Below are 17,413 nucleotides of genomic sequence, written 5' to 3'. Positions count from 1 at the left end.
GCGGTGCCTGCCCCCGTCATTGCGAGCGCAGCGAAAATCCAGAATCTTTCCGGCGTGACAGTCTGGATTTGCTTCGCTGCGCTCGCAATGACGATCTGAAGCCGGCAGAGGAATCCTGGATCGTCTCAATCGCGAAGCCAGGGAACGCGTCCTAACTCTGGACCTCCGTATGCGACGGCAGCCGCGAGAAGCGGAAATTGCAGTGGCTCGCGCCGCCCGCCAACGTCTGCGTTCTTTCCAGGCGGATGCCTTTCGTGGCATAGGCGTCGAAATCAAGCCCGCAAATGTTCGGCAGGACGTCCTTGTCACCGTGGCGCGCTGCGAGCTTGCAGAAGCCACAAGCCTTGTAGTTGATGCCGAATTCGAACTTGTCTCCTGGATCCGGCTCTACGAAATCGTAGACGAAGTCCTCCGGAAACTCCCTCTGGTGGCTTTCCGTGACGCTCTTTGCCGCCTGCTCGCGCAGCAGAGCCTGGTTCTCGGACGACATGAACTGACGTCCCGAGGCAAGGCGTTCCGCCTCTGACACGGTGAGCAATTGCGCTTTGTAGGTTTCCCGTTCGATCTCCCCGATCACCGGGACCGGCACGCCGTGGCGCCGGAGCACCCGACTGATGGCCATAAAACCCGTGAGACGCATGAAGAAATCACTCATGCGGCTGGCCGCGCCGCCGACATAGGGCATTTGGGTCAGCACGATTTCGAATTCGTCCATGACTTCCTGCCTGATCTTCTCGATGTCGGATAGTTGCGCGCGCTCGCGCAACATCGCATCGGCAAGGTCGAGGCGGTGCCGCATGGCGGCTTCCATTGCGTCCCGATGCGTATCGTAGAAAGGATGGATCTCAGCCATTGGACACCCGATGATTGGCTCATTGCAATGTGGGCGACGCCGGTTTCATTCTGCGGCGATCGCCTCGATCTCCAGCAGCCATTTGCTGTCGACGGTCTCGACGATCACGACCGTCAGTGCGGGCTGGTGCTCCCCGAGCACCGCGCGACGAATAATACGGTTGGTCACGACCTGGTTGCGGTCGGTCAGGAACGTGGTGACCTTGACCAGATGCTCGACGCCCAGACCCGCAGCGGCGAGCACTTCCCTGACGTTGCGCCAGGCCTGCTCGCATTGCGCCTCGAAACCTTCGGGCACGGTACCGTCCGATCTCTCTGGCACCTGGCCGCTGATGAACAAGAGACGGCGATGCTGCTTCAGTTCAAGTCCCATGCTGTAGCCGCCGGCAGGAGCGTGGACCGTTGCGGGATTGTGGATGACGACGTGAACTTGCGGCATGGGGTCTCTCCGTGTTGTGGCCGAACCCTATCCGGCGGCATCGCTGCGGCGCAAAGCACGATTGCTGCGGTTCAGCGCAAGAAAATCTATTGCAAGCACGCAGCCATTCAGTGACAAACTGGGCAGCAATGACTTACATCCTTCCACCGCTCAACGCGCTCCGCGCTTTCGAAGCCGCCGCGCGGCATCTCAGCTTCAAATTGGCCGCGCACGAGCTGCACGTAACGCCCGCCGCCGTAGGGCAGCAGGTGAAAGCGCTGGAGGCGCGCCTCGGCGTACGCCTGTTCGACCGGCTGCATAAGCAGCTCATCCTCACCGCGGCCGGCCGGGCCTATCTACCGGGGATATCCGAAGGCTTTCGCCACATCGCCGAGGCGACCTCGCAATTGAAGCCGGCAGGTGCAGTGCTGCTACAATTGGGCGTTCATGGCAGCATCGACCTGCGCCGCCTCCAATTGGCAGAGTTTCGCAGCGCGCATCCAGATATCGGTTTGCGGCTGCTGCAGCCCGCCGGCCTGCACGAGCTGGTCGAGGGCAAGGTCGACTTGCTGATCGCTCGCGGTCTTGGCCACCATCCGGGCTATCGCTGCGAGCGGATGGATGAGGGATCGAGACTGGGTGATTGGCTCGTCGCGCCTGAAGGCACCGCGGATTGCCCCGAGATCGTGAGCTTCCGCGAATGGCTGCGCGCCTTGCTGGCCGAGCACGCACTTTCGAATACACCCCCGCGCTTGGTCGGCAGCATCAGGAGTTGAGGCGACCGCAAAGCCGCAACAACTCGGCGTCAAGCGACCGCGGCGCCGGTGTTTCTTCTAGCAAAACGGCCATCAACCGGCCGGCAAGTCCCCGCTGCGTCGGTCTAAACTGATGCGAAGGGGACGGCGCCTGCCATCATTTCCGATACTGGTCGTCCCTCACCTTTTCCAACCAATCAACATTCTTGCCGCCAACGGATTCCTGGATCGCAATGTGGGTCATTGCCGTCGTCGGTGAAGCGCCATGCCAGTGCTTCAGTCCGGGAGGAAACCAGACAACGTCGCCGGGCCGAATCTCCTCGATCGCACCGCCCTCACGCTGCACCCACCCAAGCCCGGCGGTCACAATTAGGGTCTGACCTAGGGGATGCGTGTGCCAGGCTGTCCGAGCGCCGGGCTCGAACGTGACCTGGCCAGCTCCTACTCGGGCCGGATCGGGAGCCTGGAACAGCGGGTCGATCCGGACCGTCCCAGTGAACCAGTCTTCCGGTCCCTTTTGGGAGGGACGCGAGCCGTTTCGTTTGATGTCGATATCCATTTGAGATTCCTTCTGTGTTTCGGACGAGAGCGCCCGGTGAACTCCGATGGTAACAGCGACGGCGCCGCTGACGAGTACGTTCCGACGTGTGATCATCTCACGCCTTCGCTCATCGAGGGTCGTACCCGGGCTTCTTGTAGATGGTGTCCGGCTTGGCAATGATGTCGGGGTTGTAGACCTTTTCGGTCCAGTGTTTCGGCTCGACGTCCTCGATGCCGACGGAAACGGATTCCTCTCCGTAGCAGAGCGCGCCAGTGACCGCTTCGGCGACCGCTTGCGCAAGGGCTTGCTTCTGGAGTTGGCTTTTGCCCGAATAGAGTTTGACGATGACGTGTGGCATTGCTGGATTCCTCAGTGTGGACGCTTCTCGATGACGTCCTTGACGACCGGCGCTGCGGAGAATGCGTTGGGCCAGCCGGCGTAGAAGGCGAGATGGCCGAGCACCTCGCCGGCTTCCTCCCGCGTCAACCCGTTGTCCATCGCGCGGTTCAGGTGATAGGCGATCTGCGCGACCTGACCGGTCGCGATGAGAGCGCTCACGGTGACGAGGCTGCGGTCGCGGGGAGCGAGAGCCGGCCGGAGCCAGAGATCCCGGAACAGCACGTCTGTCGTGTACTCGACGAGGCTTGGCGTGGTTTGCCCGAACTGCTCTCCGACGCGCGTGGCCCGCTGCTTCTCCGCCGCCTCGTCGAGCGGGAGCTGCGGTCCTAAGGCCGGCGGGAGCTGGTCGGCTCCGATGTTGCGGCTCTTGAACACTTCCCTGGCCGCCGGGATCGCATCCATCGCGTTCGCCCAGCCCGTGTAAAACGCCAAGTGGGTGATGATCTCCGATATCTCCGACGCCTTCACGCCGCTGTCGAGCGCGAGGGCCAGGTAGTGCGGCAGTTCGACGATTTGGTCGCGGGCGATCAACGCGGCAACCGTGACGATGCCGCGGTCGCGACGGGAGAGGCCCGTTCGCTTCCACAGGTCGTCGACGATGAATTTCTGCGCATACCCTTCGAGGGCCGGCGCGACGGCGCGGATGTCTTCGGGCTTGGGCATGCCGTTTGCTCCTTGGTGGGGTGCCTGCGCCGCGGCCGCGACGGCGAACAGGCAGAGTGAGATCAAAGTCGCGGCGAGCGTTCTCATTGTAGGGATCCTTCCGATGTCATCGGGTTCGCGATCAGCCACCAAGCGACGAGCGACGCGCACAGCACGGTCGCCGAACTGACGAGAAACAGAGCGTTCAGTCTCCCTCCGGCCGCGATCAATCCGAGCGCAGGGCTGGCGAGACCCTGGGCGAGATCGAGGAAACCGGTGTAGGCGCCCATGGCGAGGCCACGGCTCTGCGCCGGCACGCGGCGGACCGCCTCCACGCCGAAGCCGGGATAGACCAGCGAGAAGCCGAAGCCGGTGAGCGCAGCGCCGGCGAGGGCCATCTCCGGACGAACGGCCAGCCAGATCAGCGCCTGGCCGACGGCCTCGATCGCCGCGCAGACCAGCGCGACCTTCGCTCCGCCGATCCTGTCGGCCAGATGGCTGAAGAACAGGCGGGCCAGGATGAAGGCGATCGCATACGTGGTGTAGGCGGACCATCCGTTGGCCCATCCCCTCGTCGCGAACAGCAGGGCGACGAACGTGGTGACTGCGCCAAAGCCCACGGAGCCGAGTGCCGAGCCCAGACCTGGCACCCAGACTGCACCGATCACTTCGACGAAGGAGGCGCGCGCGTGCTTCTCCGGCGCGACCGCCGGGAGCAGAGCGACCAGCGGCAGAGCGACGAGCGGCGCCAATGTGGTCGCGAGCGAGATCGCCGCGAAGCCGTGGGCCGCATATAGCGCGGAGCCGGCAGGGGCGCCGATCGCGAAGGCTGCGAACATGGGCGATCCGACCCAGGCAATGACCTTACCGGTGTTGCCGGAATGGGCGAGCGCCAGCTCCCAGCTCACCGCGGCCGTGATGATGAAGCTTTCCGCTCCGCCGAGGAGCCCACGGCCCAAGAGGAGGATCGCGACCGAGCGCAACGGAGACCCGCTGAAGCCAAGCGACAGCAAATACAGCAGCCCCGCGGCGGCCGCCGCCAGCAGGCCGGCGACGACCCCACGCTTGGCTCCCCGCGCGTCAGAGAAGTGACCGGCCCACGGCCGGGAGATCAACGATGCGGCGAACTGGCTTCCGGCGACGAGGCCCACCACGAACGTGCCGAGACCCAGCCCATCGTGCACGTGAAGAGGAAGCACGGGCATGGCCACGCCGATGACGAGGAAGGCGACGAAGACGACACCCATGATCGGGAGCAGCGTGGCCGTGACTCCGGGCGCCGAGACAGGCTGCTGCGTGGCTGCGATCGACATGCCTCAGAGCTCCTGCCTGGTCGGCCTGTAGAGGATCTCGTTGATGTCGACTTCCGCAGGCTGGCTCAGCGCGAACGCAACGGCCCTCGCGAACGATTCTGCGGGCACTGCCACCTGATCATAGAACGAGCGGATTCCCGCCGCTGCCGCGGGGTCCGAGATCGTATTCAGGAGCTCGGTCGCCACCGCACCCGGCGAGATCACCGTCGTCCGGATGTTGTAAGGCTTCACCTCCTGCCGCAGGCCTTCCGACAGCGCGCGGACGGCGAACTTCGTCGCCGCGTAGACGGCGAAGCCGGGTCCGACCTTGTGTCCCGCGACGGACGACACGTTGACGAAATGACCCGACTTCTGCCGCTGCATGTGCGGAAGCGCGGCGGCGATGCCGTACGTCACTCCTTTGAGGTTGACGTCGATCATCCGGTCCCACTCGTCGACGTTCAGTTGCTCGAGCGGAGCCTGCGGCATCAGACCGGCATTGTTGATCATGACGTCGATGCGGCCGTAGGTCTGCACTGCAGAGTCGACAAGTGCCTTCACCTGTTCTCGGCGGGTCACATCCGTTTCCAGAGCATGCGCGTTCCCGCCGCGCGCCTCGATCTCGTTCGCGAGCGCCTGGAGGCGATCCGCCCGCCGGGCGCCGAGCACGACAGTCGCGCCCTGCGCCGACAGGAGCCGCGCAGTGGCCTCGCCTAGCCCGCTGCTCGCTCCGGTCACCACGACGATCTTGTGCTTGATTCCGTCTGTCATAGGTCCTTGCCTTCTTCTGGAGCCGTGCTGCGGCTCGATGGCTGATCAGAACCTAGGCCTTCCTCGCCCGCGCGATTAGGTGATAAATTGTGAATGCAGTCATTAGGCAGGCTTATGGATGAATCGGGACGACGCAAGCGACCTCATCGCCTTTCTCGCTGTCGCGAGGGAACGCAATTTCACGCGCGCGGCGGCGAAGCTGGGCATGACGCAGTCCGCGCTCAGCCAGATCGTCCGTGGCCTAGAGGAGCGGCTCGGGGTTCGATTGTTGAACCGGACGACGCGCAGCGTCACCCCGACACAAGCCGGGGAACGGCTGTTCCTAAGTGTCGGCCCCAAGTTCACCGAGATGGATGCAGATCTCGCCGAGCTGGGCAAATTGCGGGAGAAGCCTGCTGGAACCGTTCGGCTGACGGCTACCGAATACGCTGCCGCCGAGATCCTTCTGCCGGCGCTTGGGAAGCTCCTGCCTAAGTACCCCGACATCCATGTCGAGGTCATCATCGACTACGGGCTGACCAACATCGTGGCACAGCAGGTCGATGCCGGCATCCGCCCCGGGGAGCTCGTCGCCAAGGACATGATCGCCGTACGCGTCAGCCCCGATCTCCGAATGGCCGTCGTCGGCTCGCCATCGTACTTCGTCGATCGCAAGCGGCCGAAAACGCCGCAGGACCTGACTCAACACAACTGTCTCAACCTGCGCCTGCCGACGCACGGCGGCAGCCTCTACGCTTGGGAGTTCGAGAAGAATGGGCGCGAGCTCAATGTGCGGGTCGAGGGGCAGCTGGTATTCAACAGCGCCGGTCTCCTTCTCGATGGCGCGTTGAAGGGTCTAGGCCTCGCCTACCTGACTGAGGGACACGTGCAGCCGTACGTATCGCAAGGCCGGCTGCTTCGCGTACTGGCGGATTGGTGTCCGCCGTTCTCTGGCTATCATCTATACTATCCGAGCCGGCGGCAACCCTCGCCGGCGTTTACGCTGCTGGCGGACGCTCTCAGATATCGTGGCAAATAGGGCTGATCCCTCTTGGCCCATTGCATCACTTCGCGGCAACAAAGCCATTCCGTCGCTTTCGGGTCGAAGCGGACATTGAGCAAGCTGCTACGTCGCGGCCAATGACGTCTGATAGGCGATCTCGTCAGCTCGCCAGCACCTCACCGCGTGCCCGTCCGGCCGCGTCTCCAGCGCCGGCCCCGGCTCGCTCCGGCACACCGCTTCGGCGTAACGACAGCGCGGGCTGAACGCGCATCCGTCCGGGGGATTGAGCGGATTGGGCAGGTCACCGCCCGTGGTCGCCAGCGGGGCGTGGCGCAAGGGATCGGGGATGGCGGCGATCAGGGCCTGCGTATAGGGATGCGCCGGCCGTTCAAAAATCTCGCGCCAGTGGCCATTCTCGACGATGCGGCCGAGATACATCACGGCGACGCGGTCGCTCATGTGCTCGACGACGCCGAGGTCATGGCTGATCATGATGTAGGACAGACCGAGTGTCTCCTTCAATTCCAGCAAGAGATTGATGATCTGGGCGCGGATTGAGACATCGAGCGCCGAGACCGGTTCGTCGCAGATGACAATCCTGGGATTGAGGATCAGCGCCCGCGCAATGCCGATGCGCTGACGTTGGCCGCCCGAGAATTCATGCGGGTAGCGGTCAGCCTGTTCGGGCCGCAGTCCCACATGCCGCAGCATCGTCGCGACGCGATCCTCGATCTCGCTTTTCGCGGTCACGCCATGGACGCGCAAGGGATCTTCGAGCGTGCGGCGAACGGTCTGGCGCGGATTGAGCGAGGCGTAGGGATCCTGGAACACGATCTGCACGATGCGAGCCAGCGCCTTGCGGTCCGCGGACTGCCTGTTCGTGACGACCTGCCCGTCCAGCACGATGCGGCCGCGCGTCGGTGTCAGGAGACCGAGGATCGAGAGCGCAATCGTCGATTTGCCCGAGCCGGACTCGCCGACGAGGCCGAGGCATTCGCCGCGCCTCAAGCTGAGATCGACACCGTCGACGGCACGGAGCAGCCGTCTTTCGCGGCCTAGCAAGCCGCCCCGCAGCGGAAAATGGACTGCGAGATCCTCGACGCTGAGAATGAGATCGTCGTCCGGCCTCCCCTGTGGCTCATGCATGATGGTGACACCTCACCAGACCGCCGGCGCCCAGCAAATCCGTCCCCGGCGCAGTGGTTCGGCAAATATCGGTCGCCTGCGCGCAGCGCGGATTGAACCGGCATCCGTCCGGGAAGCTTGTGATCGCGGGAACGACGCCCGCGATCTCCTTGAGCCTGGTCCGGCCAAGCGCAGCGCGACTGCCGAGCCGGGGCAGCGAGGCGACGAGGCCTTGCGTATAGGGGTGCGAGGGCGAGCGGAAAATATCCGCCGAGCCGCGCTCCTCGACGATGCGGCCGGCATACATGACGGCAACGCGGCGGCAGACATTGGCGACCAGGCCGAGATCGTGGCTGATCATCAGGATGGCCGTCCCCCGCTCGGCGCATAGATTGCGCATCAGCTCGATGATCTCCGCCTGCACGGTCACGTCGAGCGCGGTGGTCGGCTCGTCTGCAATCAGGAGATCAGGACCGCAGGCCAGCGCGATGGCGATCATCACGCGTTGCCGCATGCCGCCCGAGAGCTGGTGCGGGTAATCCTTCACGCGCCGCTCGGGCGCGGGGACGCGGACGCTCGCCAGTGCATCCACCGCCAGCTGATTGGCTTCCCGCCAGCTCTTGCCCTTGTGCAGCACGAACATCTCGGCGATCTGTCGGCCCACAGGCGAGACCGGGTTCAGGGCCGTCATCGGCTCCTGGAAGATCATGGCGATGCGGTTGCCGCGCAGCGCCCGCTGTTTGGCGGCGGAAAGGTGCTGGATCTCCCGCCCCTCGAAGCGGATGACGCCGCCCCCGATCGACAATGGCGGCCGCAGCAGGCCGATCAGAGCAAGCGCCGTGATGCTCTTGCCGCAGCCGGATTCACCGACAAGACCGAAGGTCTCGCCACGATCGATGCGGAACGAAACGCCCTCGACTGCGGGGACCTTGCGGGATCCGTCGTTGAGATCGATGCGCAGATCCTCGACTTCGATCAGCGGCGAGCCCGTCATGTGCGCCGGCTCCGCGACTGCGGATCGAGAATGTCGCGCAGGCCGTCGCCAAGCAAATTGAGGCCGAGCACCGTCAGGAAGATGGCAAGGCCCGGGAAAACCGAGAGCCACGGCGCCGTCGTGATCTGGTCGCGGGCTTCCGACAACATGCTGCCCCAGCTCGGAAACGGCGGACGCACGCCGAGGCCGAGGAACGACAATGCGGCTTCGGACAGGACCGCACTGCCCATGCCGAGCGTGCCGATGACGACAATCGGTCCGAGCATGTTGGGCAGCAGCTGCGTGATCATGATGCGCATATCGCCGTAGCCGAGCACGGTTGCGGCCTGCACATAGCCCTGGCTCCTCAGCGACAGCGCCGAGGCCCGTGCGATCCGGCAGGAGAAGGACCAGTTGGTCAAGCCGAGCGCGATGAGCAGGCTGGTCAGGCCGGGTCCAAGCACCGCCATGATTGCCAGCGCGAAGATCAGCGACGGGATCGCGAGCATGAGGTTGGTCAGGGCGTTGACGACATCGTCCCACCAGCCGCCCCAATAGCCGGCGCTGAGGCCCAGTGCCACGCCGATGACGCTGTTGATGAGCTGGGAGACGATGCCGACCGTCAGCGAGACGCGCGCGCCATACACGACGCGGGAGTAGATGTCGCGGCCCTGCCCGTCGGTGCCGAACCACCAGGTCCAGCTCGGCGCCTCCTCTGCATTCATGAGGTTGGCGTCCATGACGGGATCGGTGTGCGCCAGCCATGGCGCGAGCAGGCCGACCAGGATCGCAAGCGCGAACAACGCGCCGCCGATGACGAGATTGGCGCGGAGCTTCATGCGTATCTGATCCTGGGATCGATCACGCCGTAGAGCACGTCGATCAGCAAATTGAGCGCGAGAAAGAACAGCACCACCACGAGAATTGAGCCCTGGACGGCCGGAATATCGCGTTGGAGGACACTGTCGACCAGCAGCGAGCCGATGCCCGGCCATGAGAACAATTTCTCGACGACGACGGCTTGCCCCATCAACGCGCCGAATTGCAGGCCCATTGTCGTGAGAATCAGGACGAGAGCGTTGCGCATCACGTGCCACTTCACGACACGCGTCTCGCTCATGCCCTTGGAGCGCGCGGTGCGGACAAAATCGGCGGTCATGATCTCGAGCACCGCGGCGCGCGTCGTCCGGGCCAGCAGCGCCATCGGCGAGACGCCGAGCGTCACGGCCGGCAGGATCAGATATTTGAGGCTGCCGTCGCCATAGCCGAAGCTCGGCAGCCAGCCAAGCTTCAAGGCGAACAGGTACATCAACAGCAGCCCGAGCCAGAATTTGGCCATTGAAAGGCCCGACACCGCGACGACCATGGAGACCGTGTCGACGATGCCGCCTGGTCGCAAGGCTGCGACAAAGCCGAGCGGAACGCCGATCGCGATCGCAAACGTCAAGGCTGCGAATATCAATTGCACCGTCGGCCACATCCGTTTTGCGATCATGGTCGTGATCGGCTCGCGGGTCCGGAACGACGTCCCCAGATCACCTGTCGCAAGCTTGCCGATGTAGGCGCCAAAGCGCATGTAGACGGGATCGTCGAGGCCGAGCTGCTTCTTCATGCGCTCCACGACCTGCGGGTCGGCTGCACCGCGGCCGTCATCGCTCATGCTCGATACGATGCTGCCAGGCACCACGCTGAACAGGACGAAGACCACCAGCACCACGGCCAGCACGGTCGGAACGGTTTGCAGGATTCGACGGATCAGGAAGGCGAGCATTGCAACTGTTCCTCCCTCCCTCCGTCGCTTCCTGCGATCGAGGAAGGGTGAGAGCGCGGGTCACTTGGCGGGCGATGTCTCGTCCACCCAGAGGTCCTCGACGTTTTGATGGGTCAGTTCCGTCGCATTCAGCTGAATCCCCTTCAGCCACGGCTGCACCGCCATGACCGCCTTGTTGTAGTTGAAGAACCAGACCGGAGCCTCTTCATAGAGCAGGGCATTGGCCTTCCGGAGCAATTGGTCGCGTTTTGCATCGTCGTCGGCCTGTCCGGCCTCGTCGATCAGCTTGTCGAAATCCGCGTTTTTGAAGGACGTGTAATTGCACGCTGATTGCGGCGTCGACGAGTAGAAGCATTTCAGCGCCGCCTGGGGATCCGGGCCTGTCGCCATGGAATAGACATAGGCCTGGAAGTCGCCCTTGCGGATCACCTCCGCCAGCACCGCGGTCTCGACCTGCTTGACCTTCACCTTGACGCCGACGCGGTCCAGCATCGGGATGATGGCCTCGACGATCGGCAGACCCCAGCTTTCGTTTTGACTGGTCGTCCATTCGAACTCAAAGCCGGTGGGATAGCCGGCGTCCGCAAGCAACTGCTTTGCCTTCGCGGGATCGAAGGCATAGGGCTTCATCGCCTTGTCGTAGAGCGGCGAGGTCAGAGGCAGCCAGCTCGTGGCGCGATAGGCCTTGCCCTTGACCAGCTTGTTGATGATCAGGTCGGTATCAATCGCGTGGTTGATCGCCTGCCGGACGCGCTTGTCGGCGAACGGCTTGAAGGTCGGATTCATTCCCATGTGACGGGTGAAGACCTCGGCGACTTCGACGATGGTGCCCTTGAGGCCAGGGTCGGCCTGATAGGCGACATATTGCGCGGGCCCGAGCACGGACGTGTCGATCTCCTTGTTGCGGAAAGCGACATCGCGGGCCGCGGCCTCGCCCATGATCGACACGATGAGCTTGTCGGCATAGGGCTTGCCGGGCTTGTAGAACCGGTCCCACCGCTCCAGGACGATGCGCGATCCCGGCACGTGCTCGACGAACTTGAAGGGTCCAAGACCGATCGGCTTCTGGATGAAGCTTTCCTTGGCGCCCTCGTCGGCGGGATAGATCGAGGTCAGCGCGTTAAAGAAGTAAAAGCCCGGATCGACCTTCTCGGTCAGCTTCATTTCGAGGGTGAAGTCGTCGATCTTCTTCAGGCCGGAGATCTCTTTGGCCTCTCCCTTCTCGACCGCGGCCGCGCCCTCGATCACACGCACGAAGCGCGCGCCGGGATAGGCCTTGGTGCCGTCCATGATCCGATTGTAGGACCAGATGACGTCGTCAGCCGTCATCTTGCGGCCATTGTGGAAATACGCGTCGTCCCGCAGCTTGAAGGTGTGAACGAGGCCTCCGCCGGAGACCACATGCTCCTTGGCAAGCTCCAGAACCGGCTTGCCTTCCGTGGAATTCCAGATGTAGAGCGACCGGTGCAGAGCCTTGGCGTAGATCTCGTCCTGGGCGCGCTGCGTCGTGTGAATGTCCAGGCTAGTGAAACTCGAGCCATAGGGCGCGGTCATGCGGATGGTTCCGCCCTTGCGCGGTGTCTGGGCCTCCGCCGTGGCGGCAAGCGCCAGTCCCAAGCCAGCAACGATCGCCATTGTCCTGAACATCATGTGTCCCCCGAATGTAGGCGTGCTCTGATCGGCGAGTTGACCATTCACAGCATGTCGAATGCAAGCGCCTTGAAGGAATGACCTATGCGGGCTTCACCTCTCCCGTGGGAGAGGTGAAGCCGGATCGCCGACCGGGTCCAAATTCGTCACGCCTGGCCGACGGCGAACTCCGGCTGCCAGTCGCGCAGTTTCCGCGCTGCACTGGTGACGTCGCCGATAGCTGCAAACGCCCCCGCCTCCACCATCATCGCCCGCGCCAGCCGTACGGCGCGGGCTTCGCTGATCGCCCGCGTGCGCGGGTCCGCGATCAGCTCGAAATCGATGTTGTGGGCGAGCCCGAAGATGCGGCGGATGATTTTTGCGGCTGCGAAGCCGACCGCGTCGGCGAACAGGCGCTGCATGTAGGCCTGCCGCTCGGCTTCTAGCCGTGCGGCGCCCTGCTCGCCGGCAAAGAGCGAGACGGGATAGGCATCGCCTCCGGCTCCGGCGCGCCAGAGGTCGAGGAATTTGCGGGCGAACTCGCGCCAGACCTGCTCGACCGTCTCCAGCACCCAGGCCTCGAATGCGGCGCGCTCGCCCGGCGAGCGCTCGTGGCCGGCGGAGGCGAAATAGGCCATCAGGAGGTTGGCGAGCACGGCCCCGACGTCGAACCCGATCGGGCCGTAGAACGCGAATTCGGGGTCGATCACACGCGTCTCGCTCTCCGTCACCATGATCGAGCCGGTGTGGAGGTCGCCGTGAATCAGCGCCTCGGGGCTTGCCATGAACTTCAGCTTGAGGCGGGAGATCGCCACATGCAGGTCCATGTCATCGCGGAGGCTTGCCGCCAGGCCGTCGAGATACGGCGCGGTCCAGCGGTTCTGCTCAGCGATGCGGTAGGGATCGGTGAAGATCAGGTCCTCGGTGATCTTGCACAGCGCATGATTGCCGGCGAAGGCGGCGATGCCCTGCTTCTTCTCGGCCGCGGAGAGCGCAAGGTCGGAGGTGAAGAACAAGGTCCTCGCCATGAAGGTGGTGATGTCGTCGACAAAGCGCGGATATTGCGTTGCCGCGACCAACCCCTTGCGCATGATGATGTGGGGCTCGAGCAGCTCCATCATCGTGAGCGCCAGCGCCTCGTTGTGATGCAGCAGCGCCGGCACGAGGCCGGGCGCGAGCTGGGCCTGCTTCGACAGCGCCAGGTATTCGTAATGAGCCCGCGACAGCGGCAGCGGCCAGCTCTCGCCGACGAGCCGAACATAGGGCAGCGCCTGCTTCACGGCGATGCCGCCGCGGTTGCCCTTGACGATAAAGACGAGGTTGAGATTGCCGTCGCCGACCTCGGTGATCGCCCAGGATGGCGGCTCGCCGCCGAGCAGTGCCCTAAGCTCCGGCAGGCCTGCGAGATAATCCCGCAACGCCGCCTCATGCAGAATCCGGTAATCCCCCGCCTGCGCCTCGACCATGACGATCCCATCCCATGTTTGGCATGGCCGGATCGTTACTCCCGCTCCAGGAAGCTCGAGCCGATCTCGGCCTTTCTTTTGATCGGATCGTAATCACAATAGACGCTATCCGCCACCAGGGTGTAGCTGGCGCTGACGGTGTATTTGTCGAGCTTGACCGAGTTCAGGCCGATCACCGAAGTGCTCTTGCCGCCGTTCCATTTGAACGGCGTCGAGCTCTTGGCCTGCTCGCAAGCCATCACGGCTTCGTTGAAGACGTAGCCCTCGACGAACGCCTTCAGGGTGCGCACCTGCACCGCATCTTCCATTCGACATAGCCGACGGCACCGAGACCGGCGACGATCAGCACCAGAAGCGCAATAACGACCCGCTGAAAAGTCCTTTTGACCCCAATAAAAAAGCACAAAATTTTTAGGCAAGACGAGCGCGCACGTCTCCCCTTCGAGACGACCGCTTCGCGGTCTCCTCGGGATGAAGCTAACGGACATCGGCGCTCGTTGGAACTGCTGCCGCGCACTCTGTCCTCATCCTGAGGGCCCGCCAACGGCGGGCGTCTCGAAGAATGGGCCGCACGGAAACCGCTCACAGGACGCGGTAGTCCCGCTCGGTTGAGAGATAGCTAGAACGGCATTCCCATCATCTTCGACAGGCGCTCGATCGACAGATAGCCGGCATGATACGCCATCATGCCTAGCGCATAGATGATCGCCGAGATGATCGTGGTCCAGATCAGCTTGCGTCCCATCCGCGTCAGGACCGGCGCGCCGGGATCGGTGCCGGGCGCACTGACGCCGTCCTCATGCTGGCTGCGCACGCCGAACGGCAGCGTCAGGAACAGCGCGACCCACCAGATGACGAAGTAGATCGCGATGGCGGTCGATATCTGGATGGCCATAGGGCGGCCTTATGCCTGCTCGATCTCGACCAGCGCGCCGGAAAAATCCTTGGGGTGCAGGAACAGCACCGGCTTGCCGTGGGCGCCGATCTTGGGCACACCGTCGCCGAGCACGCGCGCGCCCTCCTTCACCAAGGTGTCGCGCGAGGCGATGATGTCGACGACCTCGTAGCAGACATGATGAATGCCGCCGTCGGCGTTGCGCTCGAGGAATTTGGCGATCGGCGAGGCCTCGCCATAGGGCTCGATGAACTCGATCTTGGTGTTGGGCAGCGTCACGAATACGGTGGTGACGCCATGCTCGGGCAGCGCGACGGCTTCCGAGATCTGCGCCCCGAACGCCGCGCCATAGATCTTGGCGGCCTTGACGGCGTCCTTGGTCGCGATCGCCACATGGTTGAGCCGGCCCAGCATCTTCCCCTCCTCAAACTGTCAGCACGTGTACCAGACAGGGGGGCTTCTTGCCCCAATGTTCGTTGATCACGGCCCGGACAGCGCGTCGCACCGATTCAGCCAGCGCGTCAGGATCGCGGCGGCGCGGCCGCGGCAGGCCCTCGATGGTAGAGACCACGGCGTCGAAGACGATGTCGTCGAAGGCCTCGCCCGCCCTGTTCTTCTCGGGGATTCCGACCAGATCGATCTCGGGATCATCGGCGAGCTCGCCCTGCTCCGTCATGGCGACAGCAACGAAGGCGCAACCGGAAAAGGCCATGCGCCGCCGCTCGACCACCGCGCGGGACTTGGAGTCCTCCAAAATCGTGCCGTCCTTGTAGAGACGGCCCGACGGCACCTCGCCGATAATGCCGGGATCGCCGGGCCCGAGCTTGACGAGGTCGCCGTTGCGGCAGACCAGCACGCGCGGCACGCCGGCGGCGCGCGCGAGCTTTGCGTGCTCGTGCAGGTGCAGGGCCTCGCCATGGACGGGGATCAGAAGCTGCGGCTTCACCCAGGAGATCAGGTCGCGCAACTCGTCGCGGCGGGGATGGCCGGAGACATGGACCAGATGGTCGCGGTCGGTGATGATCTCGACGCCCTGGAGCACCAGATTGTTGATGATCGAGCCGACGGCCTTCTCGTTGCCGGGAATGGTGCGCGAGGAGAAGATGACGCTGTCGCCGCGGTTGAGCGTGATCTCGGGATGATCGTCATTGGCGATGCGCGCTAGCGCCGCGCGCGGCTCACCCTGGCTGCCGGTGCACAGCGCCAGCACCTTGTCCTGCGGAAGATGGCCGTAAATGTCGGGTGAGCGGAAATTCTGCACGCCGTCGAGATAACCGGTCTCGCGCGCGACCTGCACCACGCGCTCCATGGCGCGGCCGACCACGACAACCTCGCGGTCGGCGGCTTTCGCAGCCTCAGCCACGGCCTTGATGCGGGCGACGTTGGAGGCGAACGTCGTCACCGCAACGCGGCCCTTGGCGGCCTTGACCAGATCGATAATGGTTCTGGCGACCTCGGCCTCCGACGGCGAGCGGCCGTCGCGCACGGCGTTGGTGGAATCGCCGATCAGGGCGAGCACGCCCTCCTCGCCCAGCTCGCGCAGGCGCTTCTCGTCGGTCGGGGCCCCCAGCGTCGGGGTCGGGTCGATCTTCCAGTCCCCGGTATGCAGCACGATGCCGACCTCGGTGTGGATCGCCAGCGCATGCGCTTCCGGAATCGAGTGCGCCATCGGGATGAACTCGACGTTGAACGGGCCGACATCGATGCGGCCCCCCGACGGGACCACCGTCACCGGAATGTTCGGAGCACCGCGCTCGGCGGCGCATTTGGCCTCGAACAAGGCCGCGCTGAATTTGGTCGCGTAGATCGGGCATTGCAGCTTCGGCCAGAGATCGATGATGGCGCCGAAATGGTCCTCATGGGCGTGGGTCAGCACCAGACCCATCAGGTTCTTGCGCTCCTTCTCCAGGAAAGAGATGTCCGGCATGATCAGGTCGATGCCCGGCAGGTGCTCCTCGTCGCCGAAGGAGACGCCGAGATCGACCGCGAGCCAGGCGCGCTGTTGGCGGTTGCCGAGGCCGTAGATCGACAGGTTCATGCCGATCTCGCCGACACCGCCGAGTGGCGCAAACACGAGTTCGTCAGGCCTCGCCATCACACAGCTCCCACGGAGGCGGCCGGGCCGAAGAACACCTCGCCTGCTGCGACCGGCACCCGCCGCCCCTCCGCGGTGCGGACGATTAGGCAGCCTGTGTCATCGATAGTGTCAAAAATGCCTTCCAGCGTCGTCGCTCCCGTGTGGATTGCGACCTTCTCGCCGAGACCGGCTGCGCGTTGCAGCCAGAGCCTGCGGATCTCGGCAAAGCCGCGGCCATTGTCCCAGATCCCGCGGAACTCGACCCAGGCGTCGGACAGGGCAGCAAACAGCTCCTCCGCGCTGATCTGGACGCCGAGCGCGGCCAGCGACACCGCCGGCGTCGGCGTGCCCTCCGGCGCCGCGACGACATTGGTTCCGATGCCGACGACCACGGCAAGGCGATCGCCAATGGCCTCGGCCTCGAGCGCAATGCCGACCAGCTTCTTGCCGCCGGCAAGCACGTCGTTCGGCCATTTCAGGGCATAGCGGGGACGACCCTCGCCGAGGCGAAGCGCCGCCTCCAGGCTGACCTTCTCGAGCGCCGCCTCCTCCGCGAGCCCCGCGGCGAAGCCGAGCGTCGCGGCGACGGCAGGGGCGACGTCCATGACTTCGAGGATGCTGGCCGCGAGATTGCCCCGGGGCGCGATCCAAGCGCGCTGGCGCCGGCCGCGGCCGGCGGTCTGCTCGGACGTGACGAACCACATCGGGCCGCGTTCGCCGGCGCGGGCGTGCTCGATCGCGTCGGTATTGGTCGAGCCGGTCCGTTCGAAGGCCGCGAGCTTGTAGCCCGCCGATTGTGCACGAGGACCGAGCGCGAACCGCATC

The 17,413-nt window shown here is 64.4% G+C and carries 20 protein-coding genes; 2 read left to right on the top strand and 18 right to left on the bottom strand.

Annotated features, from left to right (window positions below; translation table 11 throughout):
* Positions 1-151 precede the first annotated feature (151 nt).
* Both IVA87_RS34160 and IVA87_RS34155 read right to left on the bottom strand, forming a co-directional pair.
* Positions 152-853 carry an L-2-amino-thiazoline-4-carboxylic acid hydrolase gene (locus IVA87_RS34160; RefSeq protein WP_247337405.1) on the bottom strand — a complete coding sequence of 234 codons (702 nt, stop codon included), beginning with the start codon at positions 851-853 and terminating at the stop codon, positions 152-154.
* Positions 854-898: 45 nt separating this feature from the next.
* A complete protein-coding gene (locus IVA87_RS34155) occupies positions 899-1,291 on the bottom strand; it encodes a RidA family protein (protein WP_247337403.1) in 393 nt (130 codons plus the stop codon).
* A gap of 128 nt (positions 1,292-1,419) precedes the next feature.
* On the opposite strand from IVA87_RS34155, the gene IVA87_RS34150 reads away from it, so the two are divergent.
* Entirely contained in the window at positions 1,420-2,046 is a 627-nt protein-coding gene (locus IVA87_RS34150) for a LysR family transcriptional regulator (protein ID WP_247337434.1), read from the top strand.
* 136 nt (positions 2,047-2,182) lie between these two features.
* Here the strand turns inward: IVA87_RS34150 and IVA87_RS34145 are convergent, their stop codons facing one another.
* From IVA87_RS34145 to IVA87_RS34125, 5 genes are all read right to left on the bottom strand, one after another.
* A complete protein-coding gene (locus tag IVA87_RS34145) occupies positions 2,183-2,578 on the bottom strand; it encodes a cupin domain-containing protein (RefSeq protein WP_247294841.1) in 396 nt (131 codons plus the stop codon).
* Between the two features lie 115 nt (positions 2,579-2,693).
* Positions 2,694-2,924 (bottom strand): tautomerase family protein, encoded by a 231-nt coding sequence (locus IVA87_RS34140; protein WP_247294731.1) that lies wholly within the window; start codon positions 2,922-2,924, stop codon positions 2,694-2,696.
* An 11-nt stretch (positions 2,925-2,935) separates the two neighbouring features.
* On the bottom strand, positions 2,936-3,715 hold the full coding sequence (locus IVA87_RS34135) for a carboxymuconolactone decarboxylase family protein (protein ID WP_247337401.1): 780 nt from the start codon (positions 3,713-3,715) through the stop codon (positions 2,936-2,938).
* The gene (locus IVA87_RS34130; RefSeq protein WP_247337399.1) at positions 3,712-4,920 is read right to left on the bottom strand and encodes an arabinose transporter; all 1,209 of its coding nucleotides are present in this window, start codon (positions 4,918-4,920) and stop codon (positions 3,712-3,714) included. Before IVA87_RS34130 ends, IVA87_RS34135 begins: the two co-directional genes overlap by 4 nt.
* Positions 4,921-4,923: 3 nt before the next feature.
* The gene (locus tag IVA87_RS34125) at positions 4,924-5,670 is read right to left on the bottom strand and encodes an SDR family oxidoreductase (protein ID WP_247294727.1); all 747 of its coding nucleotides are present in this window, start codon (positions 5,668-5,670) and stop codon (positions 4,924-4,926) included.
* Between the two features lie 118 nt (positions 5,671-5,788).
* Here IVA87_RS34125 and IVA87_RS34120 point away from each other — a divergent pair, with 118 nt between their 5' ends.
* Positions 5,789-6,688 carry a LysR family transcriptional regulator gene (locus tag IVA87_RS34120; RefSeq protein WP_247294724.1) on the top strand — a complete coding sequence of 300 codons (900 nt, stop codon included), beginning with the start codon at positions 5,789-5,791 and terminating at the stop codon, positions 6,686-6,688.
* A gap of 87 nt (positions 6,689-6,775) precedes the next feature.
* Here the strand turns inward: IVA87_RS34120 and IVA87_RS34115 are convergent, their stop codons facing one another.
* The 11 genes from IVA87_RS34115 to IVA87_RS34065 all read right to left on the bottom strand — a co-directional run bounded on the left by IVA87_RS34115 (position 6,776) and on the right by IVA87_RS34065 (position 17,412).
* Entirely contained in the window at positions 6,776-7,798 is a 1,023-nt protein-coding gene (locus tag IVA87_RS34115; RefSeq protein WP_247294722.1) for an oligopeptide/dipeptide ABC transporter ATP-binding protein, read from the bottom strand.
* Positions 7,791-8,771 (bottom strand): ABC transporter ATP-binding protein, encoded by a 981-nt coding sequence (locus tag IVA87_RS34110; RefSeq protein WP_247294720.1) that lies wholly within the window; start codon positions 8,769-8,771, stop codon positions 7,791-7,793. Before IVA87_RS34110 ends, IVA87_RS34115 begins: the two co-directional genes overlap by 8 nt.
* Complete coding sequence (locus IVA87_RS34105) at positions 8,768-9,589, bottom strand: ABC transporter permease (protein WP_247294718.1); 822 nt, start codon at positions 9,587-9,589, stop codon at positions 8,768-8,770. The genes IVA87_RS34110 and IVA87_RS34105 overlap by 4 nt, the downstream gene beginning before the upstream one ends.
* The gene (locus IVA87_RS34100) at positions 9,586-10,521 is read right to left on the bottom strand and encodes an ABC transporter permease (RefSeq protein WP_247294715.1); all 936 of its coding nucleotides are present in this window, start codon (positions 10,519-10,521) and stop codon (positions 9,586-9,588) included. The genes IVA87_RS34105 and IVA87_RS34100 overlap by 4 nt, the downstream gene beginning before the upstream one ends.
* Before the next feature lie 60 nt (positions 10,522-10,581).
* The gene (locus IVA87_RS34095; protein WP_247294839.1) at positions 10,582-12,168 is read right to left on the bottom strand and encodes an ABC transporter substrate-binding protein; all 1,587 of its coding nucleotides are present in this window, start codon (positions 12,166-12,168) and stop codon (positions 10,582-10,584) included.
* 149 nt (positions 12,169-12,317) lie between these two features.
* Complete coding sequence (mtnK, locus tag IVA87_RS34090; protein WP_247294714.1) at positions 12,318-13,616, bottom strand: S-methyl-5-thioribose kinase; 1,299 nt, start codon at positions 13,614-13,616, stop codon at positions 12,318-12,320.
* A 35-nt stretch (positions 13,617-13,651) separates the two neighbouring features.
* Entirely contained in the window at positions 13,652-13,924 is a 273-nt protein-coding gene (locus IVA87_RS34085; protein WP_247337397.1) for a hypothetical protein, read from the bottom strand.
* A gap of 311 nt (positions 13,925-14,235) precedes the next feature.
* Positions 14,236-14,511, bottom strand: coding sequence for a DUF1467 family protein (locus tag IVA87_RS34080; protein ID WP_247337395.1), 276 nt, complete (start codon positions 14,509-14,511; stop codon positions 14,236-14,238).
* Positions 14,512-14,520: 9 nt separating this feature from the next.
* Positions 14,521-14,925: a methylmalonyl-CoA epimerase gene (mce, locus tag IVA87_RS34075; RefSeq protein WP_247294709.1), complete on the bottom strand. Its 405-nt coding sequence runs from the start codon at positions 14,923-14,925 to the stop codon at positions 14,521-14,523.
* 10 nt (positions 14,926-14,935) lie between these two features.
* Positions 14,936-16,606 carry a ribonuclease J gene (locus tag IVA87_RS34070; protein WP_247294708.1) on the bottom strand — a complete coding sequence of 557 codons (1,671 nt, stop codon included), beginning with the start codon at positions 16,604-16,606 and terminating at the stop codon, positions 14,936-14,938.
* Positions 16,606-17,412: a biotin--[acetyl-CoA-carboxylase] ligase gene (locus tag IVA87_RS34065; protein ID WP_247294706.1), complete on the bottom strand. Its 807-nt coding sequence runs from the start codon at positions 17,410-17,412 to the stop codon at positions 16,606-16,608. The genes IVA87_RS34070 and IVA87_RS34065 overlap by 1 nt, the downstream gene beginning before the upstream one ends.
* Between the last annotated feature and the right edge of the window lies 1 nt (position 17,413).

Origin of the sequence: Bradyrhizobium sp. 147, assembly GCF_023073935.1 — a bacterium.
In the GTDB taxonomy this organism is placed as follows: Bacteria; Pseudomonadota; Alphaproteobacteria; order Rhizobiales; family Xanthobacteraceae; genus Bradyrhizobium.
Note: the sequence above shows the minus strand (reverse complement) of the source record. Positions and strands in the feature narration are given on the sequence as shown.

Bases quoted from the DNA above. Each gene is read 5' to 3' on its own strand.
- IVA87_RS34160 (WP_247337405.1), bottom strand. From the start codon at position 853: ATGGCTGAGATCCATCCTTTCTACGATACGCATCGGGACGCAATGGAA.
- IVA87_RS34155 (WP_247337403.1), bottom strand. From the start codon at position 1,291: ATGCCGCAAGTTCACGTCGTCATCCACAATCCCGCAACGGTCCACGCT.
- IVA87_RS34150 (WP_247337434.1), top strand. From the start codon at position 1,420: ATGACTTACATCCTTCCACCGCTCAACGCGCTCCGCGCTTTCGAAGCC.
- IVA87_RS34140 (WP_247294731.1), bottom strand. From the start codon at position 2,924: ATGCCACACGTCATCGTCAAACTCTATTCGGGCAAAAGCCAACTCCAG.
- IVA87_RS34135 (WP_247337401.1), bottom strand. From the start codon at position 3,715: ATGAGAACGCTCGCCGCGACTTTGATCTCACTCTGCCTGTTCGCCGTC.
- IVA87_RS34130 (WP_247337399.1), bottom strand. From the start codon at position 4,920: ATGTCGATCGCAGCCACGCAGCAGCCTGTCTCGGCGCCCGGAGTCACG.
- IVA87_RS34125 (WP_247294727.1), bottom strand. From the start codon at position 5,670: ATGACAGACGGAATCAAGCACAAGATCGTCGTGGTGACCGGAGCGAGC.
- IVA87_RS34120 (WP_247294724.1), top strand. From the start codon at position 5,789: ATGAATCGGGACGACGCAAGCGACCTCATCGCCTTTCTCGCTGTCGCG.
- IVA87_RS34115 (WP_247294722.1), bottom strand. From the start codon at position 7,798: ATGCATGAGCCACAGGGGAGGCCGGACGACGATCTCATTCTCAGCGTC.
- IVA87_RS34110 (WP_247294720.1), bottom strand. From the start codon at position 8,771: ATGACGGGCTCGCCGCTGATCGAAGTCGAGGATCTGCGCATCGATCTC.
- IVA87_RS34105 (WP_247294718.1), bottom strand. From the start codon at position 9,589: ATGAAGCTCCGCGCCAATCTCGTCATCGGCGGCGCGTTGTTCGCGCTT.
- IVA87_RS34100 (WP_247294715.1), bottom strand. From the start codon at position 10,521: ATGCTCGCCTTCCTGATCCGTCGAATCCTGCAAACCGTTCCGACCGTG.
- IVA87_RS34095 (WP_247294839.1), bottom strand. From the start codon at position 12,168: ATGTTCAGGACAATGGCGATCGTTGCTGGCTTGGGACTGGCGCTTGCC.
- mtnK (WP_247294714.1), bottom strand. From the start codon at position 13,616: ATGGTCGAGGCGCAGGCGGGGGATTACCGGATTCTGCATGAGGCGGCG.
- IVA87_RS34085 (WP_247337397.1), bottom strand. From the start codon at position 13,924: ATGGAAGATGCGGTGCAGGTGCGCACCCTGAAGGCGTTCGTCGAGGGC.
- IVA87_RS34080 (WP_247337395.1), bottom strand. From the start codon at position 14,511: ATGGCCATCCAGATATCGACCGCCATCGCGATCTACTTCGTCATCTGG.
- mce (WP_247294709.1), bottom strand. From the start codon at position 14,925: ATGCTGGGCCGGCTCAACCATGTGGCGATCGCGACCAAGGACGCCGTC.
- IVA87_RS34070 (WP_247294708.1), bottom strand. From the start codon at position 16,606: ATGGCGAGGCCTGACGAACTCGTGTTTGCGCCACTCGGCGGTGTCGGC.
- IVA87_RS34065 (WP_247294706.1), bottom strand. From the start codon at position 17,412: ATGCGGTTCGCGCTCGGTCCTCGTGCACAATCGGCGGGCTACAAGCTC.